The sequence below is a fragment of the Armatimonas sp. genome (assembly GCF_031410135.1).
Lineage (GTDB): Bacteria > Armatimonadota > Armatimonadia > Armatimonadales > Armatimonadaceae > Armatimonas.
On the sequence record NZ_JANNYP010000380.1, the window covers coordinates 1 to 5,297 of the forward strand.

Here is a 5,297-nt window from a genome sequence, read left to right on the forward strand (position 1 = left end):
GCCATGTAGAGCCGCCCCAGTGTCACGCCGAAACCGTACAGCTGGCAGCTCTCGCACATCCCGTACAGGCCGTAGCGATCCCGGAGCGTGGGGTACTTGCTCAGCGGCGTGTAGTGTTGCATGGGAAGGGGCTTATGGCAGTGGTAGCAGCGCAGTGCCCCGGTGCTCAGCGCGGGCAAGATACTCTCCGCGTAGTGCTTGCTGACGCGCCGCAGAAAAACCCGATCGCCGGGCATAGGCCCGTCCGGGCGCGTCTCACGTAAAAACACCAGTGAGGTACTCGGATCAGAATCAGGGTGGCACTGCGGGCACCGATAGACCACTTCCTCCGCGCTCTGGTGGGCCACAAGCCGCCGCTGGCCACAGTTGGCGCACCAGACCGTGGTCTGTCGCCACGGGCTCTGCTCAGAGCTCACCAGGCCGTAGGCTAGAGCATCCTCCCGAAAGTGTGTCTTGAGAACCTGCTGGAGTGCTGCACGCCCCCGCCAGAGCCGCACCGCCGCATTGGCCGCTGTGATCTGGTCGCGCTCCGCGATCTCTGCCAGGCTCTGGTCTTGAAAGTAGCTCCGGTGTAAGATCGTACGCGTTTGCTCAGGGAGCCTCCCCAGAGCACGATCTAGCAAGTGCAAGACCTCGCGCTTCTCTAGCACTTCAGGCTCATCGCGAGAGAGAAGCTCCAGCTCCAGCTCGCTCAGCGACTGCTCGCGCTTAAAATGACGTGCCTGCTTGCGCTGCCAGCGCCGCACCACAAACTGCGCGATTCGGGCCAGCCACGCAAACGAGACCTCGCCGCGCTCCAGCTTGTGCCAGTTGCGCCACGCCTCAATCATGGTCTCCTGCGCCAGCTCCTCCGCCCACTCGCCACTACTCGCAAGCCGTGCGCAGAGCCGTACTAGCCGTGGCCGGTGGCTCTCCAGTGCCCTCTCCTGTGTGTAACCTATTGTCGCCATATGCAATCACCTGTTTGCATCTATCGTCGGCAAGCGGGACAGGATAACAAAGAAATGGAAAAATCTTACGCCATGCCCTGAAGAGCACGGGCTTTGTTTACTCGGGTGTGACGGCGTTTACGCCGTCACGCTAGAACCCGGCGCGCCAAGAGAAACCGCGCACCCCACCCTCAGGGCTATTGGCGTGACGTCCATAGCGGCCCAGGGTGGCAAGTGCCTCGGGGGAAAGATCACCCGCGACGATAATGTCATCGGGTGCAGCGGATTTTTGCAGGGCGGCGGCACGATCAATCACGGCGCTCTGGAGATAGCCAATGGGCTGACCAGGCATAAGGGCCACTTCGCCCGCATTGACCCCCACACGAACATGAAAAGGCTTCGGCAATCGGTTGTGCTGAGCGTTGAAGCTAGCCATGCTCTCCTGGAGCTTGAGCGCCGCACGAACTCCTGCAGCTTCCGTCTCGAACATCGCCATTGTTCCGTCGCCTGCGGTGGACTGCACCTGCCCGCCTTCGGCCAAGACGATTTCTTCCACAAAACGACGGTACTGATTAAAAGAGTACTCGACCAGCAGGTCATCCGCAGAGCGCTTAAGCTCCGTGGAGCCCACCACATCCACACTCATAAACGTCCGCCGCACCCGCTCCCCTTCGAGCCGCTTCTGAATCTGGATCATCTGCGCCAGAAGCTCCTCACGCGAGACCCCACTTGTTTCCACCGAGTAGCGCACCGGAGGCGCAACACCCAGGGATGCGGAAACAGGTGGTACCGGAACTTTTGCAGCAAGCTCCGCCTCTTTTTTCTTTGCGTCCAGACGCTTGCCAAGATAGATACCAAATCCAATATAGGTAACTGCTGCAAGAGCCGTCAGCGGTTCATCGAAGCGCCTTCCCCCAATGGCATCGGCAATCGGCATCAGCAACCAAGCGGTGCCCCACCAAGTTCCCACATAGCCTTTCATCTGCTCAAGATTGGCTTCATCAAGCTTCTGAGCAACCATCTGAATAAAATTCTTAGTGGTTCCGCGCAGCTCTTCGCCTGCTTGGCGCATCGCCTCGTTGACTTGCTGAGCTTGAACTGTAACAATGGGAATGGTACTTTTTTTGGGCGGCTCGGCTTGCTTCTGAGCCTCGTGCTTATCCTCAATATCGTTGAGTGCCTTGTGGACAAACTCCGGCTGCACCCCAATCTCGGCGGCGATTTTCTCAATATCGTCGGCAGAGTAGCGCTCCTTGTGCTCGGCCTGAAGCCTGTCGGCGAGCTGGATCGCTTGACGGAGTGTCTGCTCATCGTAGCGCGGGGGTTCGGGTTGAAGTTGCTGTTGCTGTGCCATATCGGGTCTCGCCTATTGTACCGACTCTAAGACAACTTGGGAAAGTAGTTGGTTGATAGTTTCGGAATGCACCACACCCGAGGTTAGGGTCAGGCAGTTTGCCGCCGCGCAGGCCGTTCCAAAACGCACAGACTCTTGCAAGGTTGCTTGCAAGGTTGCTTGCAAGACGAAGTGGCTAAAGATCAGTCCCGCCATCAGCGCATCACCCGAGCCAATTGGGTTCTGTGCGGTGATTTTGGGAGGCAAGATCCGCCACGCGCCCTCGTCCGTGCGCAGAACGGCCCCCGCCTTGCCCTCCGAGACCAGCGCGTTCTGTGCCCCCGCCTCACAAAGCGCCTGGGCACAGGCGAGCGCCGACGTGTCGGCAGGCAGATGCAATGCCGCAATCGTCTCCTGTCGGTTGGGCTTGACCAAGAAGGGGCACTCCGCCAACGCGAGGCGTAGCGGCTCTTTTTGCGCATCCAGCACCACAGGAACCGAGCGTGGTGTGACCGCGCATAGGCGGGCGTAGAAATCGGGATTAGTCCCCGGTGGAAGCGAGCCTGAGAGCGCCAGTGCAGTGGCCAGGGGCAGTTTTCCCTGCACACAAGCGATCAGTCGCTCCCGATCGGCTTCGCAGAGGGGTGATGCCTCCTCCACCAGCTCGGTCGTGACCATGCCCCCCAGCAATGTACAACACGTGCGGGTGGGAGCGTCGTCCTCGGCCCAGACAATCTCTTGTGGAAAGGGCAGGTTTTTGTGAACGTAGCGCCCCGAATCGCCCCCGAGTGGCTGCACGAGGCAGACGGAGGCTCCGAGGGTATCCAGCACCCGTGCAACATTAACCGCCTTGCCCGAAGCCGTGGTCAGCGTCTCACTCGCCCGATTCACCTCACCTAGAGTCAGGGTCTCAAAGCGCTGGGTACGCTGAACCGTTGGAGTCAGCCCGACACACAGAATCACATCAAGAGTATTCGACAACAAAAAAGCAAAACCCTCCGCCAGAACTGCTGGCAGAGGGTTTGAAGGATTTGAAACAGAGGAAGCGAGCTTACTTGCGGCGACGGCGTGCGGCAAGACCGGCAAGACCCAGACCGGCCAGCAACAGCGTGCCTGGCTCCGGAATCTGTGGCAGACGTCCACGGAACTTAACATCGTTTCCAAAGCGATCTCGCTGATTGAACTGTCCGACAGAGGGATCGTTATTGGTGCCAAGTTGCCCGACAACCACGCTGCCCGAGATCAGGCCGTAGTCAAAGTCCAACGTGGCATTGGGGGCAAAAATCGAGCCGCCCAACGCGTCTACGTGAAGATTCGTTGCCTCGTAGAAGTTGTAGAGAACGTTACCCGATCCCGGCCCGTCGTTGTAGTGCACCCAGTTGTAGAGGTAGTTCGCATTGGGAGCGGCGACATTGCTGCCTGCCACATTGACCAGAACCGTGGTATCGGGAGCGGGGTTCGTAAAATTAATGTGCCAGCTATCTTCAAAAGCAGCCTCGCTAAAGTTAAAGACTTTCAGTCCGCCACCGGAGACATCAAAGTTCAGGTATCCTCCCGTGGCAACGCTCGTGCCCGTCAGGGTTCCCAGATACGCCGACTCGGCGAGCAGGTAGGAGTTGGTCGCCGCAAAGTTCACAGGAGAGGCGCTGGTTCCGGTACTGGTTGGGAAGGTCTCGGTGCCGGTGTAGGTAAACGTGCCACCATGCTTGACGCTGCCCGGCTGGCCGCCGCCGATAAAAACATTACCATTGGCTTCAACACCGCCTAAGTAGGAGGTCAGGGTCCAACGATAGTTAAGATCTCCGCCAGCAAAAACGCCGTCAGGATGGACACTGTGTCCTAGGTTGTTCAGATCTCCACCAACCACCAGCTTGCCGCCGCCATTCCAGCCCGTCGTAAAGCCCCAGTCCCCCACATTCAGGTTACCAGCAACCGCGACACCGCCCTCGGCATCGGCACCCTGCTGCCAAGCATTACCTAAGACGTAGACATTGTAAGGCTGTGCTCCGCCTAGAGACTGAGCTTGGGCAGTAGCTACGGAAAGAGTAGCCAGTAATGCAATAGCTGTTTTTTGGATGATCTTCATGTTATTCAAAGTTCCTTCTGGAGATCAGTGTAGCGCAAGAACCAGACCTAGGGGAAGAAAAATCGAAAAAATCAGGTATCCTTACGGGTAATCGAATGCTAACAGCCACATTTTGCCATGCTCAAGGACTGGGACTTGCCAGTGAACAGCGCCTCTGGGATGCGGGGATATTAAGCTGGGAAGACGCTTTGCAAACCCCCTCCCGCCTCCCGCTTTCAGAGAGCAAGAAGCAGCTCTTAGTCCCCGCACTCAAAGACTCACAAGCCGCCTTAGAGCGGCAAGACTCGCGCTGGTTTCAGAAGAATCTCCCTGGTGCCACTCTCTGGCGAGGTGCAAAGGTCTTTGGCGAGAGTATCGCCTACGTGGATATCGAGACCGATGGCGGCTACGATGCAGACTCCGTGACCGTGATCGGGCTCTTTGATGGCTTTGAGACGCGGCTCTATGTCAAGGGACAAAACTTAGAGGACTTCGTCACCGCTATTAAAGACTATAAGTTGCTCGTGACATTCTTCGGAACAAGCTTTGATCTCCCGTTTCTGCGTCGCCGCTTTCCCGAGCTTGCCCTTGACCAGCTTCATATTGATCTCTGCCCCGCACTGCGTCGCCTCGGGCAGACGGGGGGCCTAAAAGCGATTGAGCAGCGCCTGGGAGTCCGGCGCGTGGGCGATATCGAGGGAATGAGTGGGATGGACGCGGTCTATCTCTGGGCACTCTGGGAGCGACGGCGGGATGAAGCGGCACTGGAGCGCCTGCTGGCCTACAACCGCGCCGATATCGAGAACCTCAAGCTCCTTTTGGAGTGGGCCTACCCGCGCCTCGTCGCCGACTCCGGGTTTCCGGCCCTCCTACCCCCAGCCCCTTCCTCCCAATAACAAGCCCTTCGGGTGGGAGGAGGGATAGGGTGGAGGGGAGCGAATCTCCTCAAACTCCCCTTCCTCCCACCCGA

The 5,297-nt window shown here is 58.5% G+C and carries 5 protein-coding genes; 1 reads left to right on the forward strand and 4 read right to left on the reverse strand.

Translation table 11 applies throughout. The annotated features are described in order from the left end of the window. The 4 genes from RMO15_RS13835 to RMO15_RS13850 all read right to left on the reverse strand — a co-directional run. The coding region (locus RMO15_RS13835) for an RNA polymerase sigma factor (protein ID WP_309713629.1) at positions 1 to 950 on the reverse strand (950 nt) is incomplete at its 3' end. Positions 951 to 1,080: 130 nt separating this feature from the next. Beyond that, on the reverse strand, positions 1,081 to 2,283 hold the full coding sequence (locus RMO15_RS13840; protein WP_309713631.1) for an adenylate/guanylate cyclase domain-containing protein: 1,203 nt from the start codon (positions 2,281 to 2,283) through the stop codon (positions 1,081 to 1,083). A gap of 12 nt (positions 2,284 to 2,295) precedes the next feature. Then, positions 2,296 to 3,225: a PfkB family carbohydrate kinase gene (locus tag RMO15_RS13845; protein ID WP_309713633.1), complete on the reverse strand. Its 930-nt coding sequence runs from the start codon at positions 3,223 to 3,225 to the stop codon at positions 2,296 to 2,298. Between the two features lie 88 nt (positions 3,226 to 3,313). Continuing rightward, a complete protein-coding gene (locus RMO15_RS13850) occupies positions 3,314 to 4,348 on the reverse strand; it encodes a choice-of-anchor A family protein (RefSeq protein WP_309713635.1) in 1,035 nt (344 codons plus the stop codon). 95 nt (positions 4,349 to 4,443) lie between these two features. Between RMO15_RS13850 and RMO15_RS13855 the strand changes: the two genes are divergently transcribed. Then, on the forward strand, positions 4,444 to 5,223 hold the full coding sequence (locus RMO15_RS13855; protein WP_309713638.1) for a ribonuclease H-like domain-containing protein: 780 nt from the start codon (positions 4,444 to 4,446) through the stop codon (positions 5,221 to 5,223). Positions 5,224 to 5,297: the final 74 nt, after the last annotated feature.

Coding starts and splice junctions, on each gene's coding strand:
- RMO15_RS13840 (WP_309713631.1), bottom strand. CDS start 2,283: ATGGCACAGCAACAGCAACTTCAACCCGAACCCCCGCGCTACGATGAG.
- RMO15_RS13850 (WP_309713635.1), bottom strand. CDS start 4,348: ATGAAGATCATCCAAAAAACAGCTATTGCATTACTGGCTACTCTTTCC.
- RMO15_RS13855 (WP_309713638.1), top strand. CDS start 4,444: ATGCTAACAGCCACATTTTGCCATGCTCAAGGACTGGGACTTGCCAGT.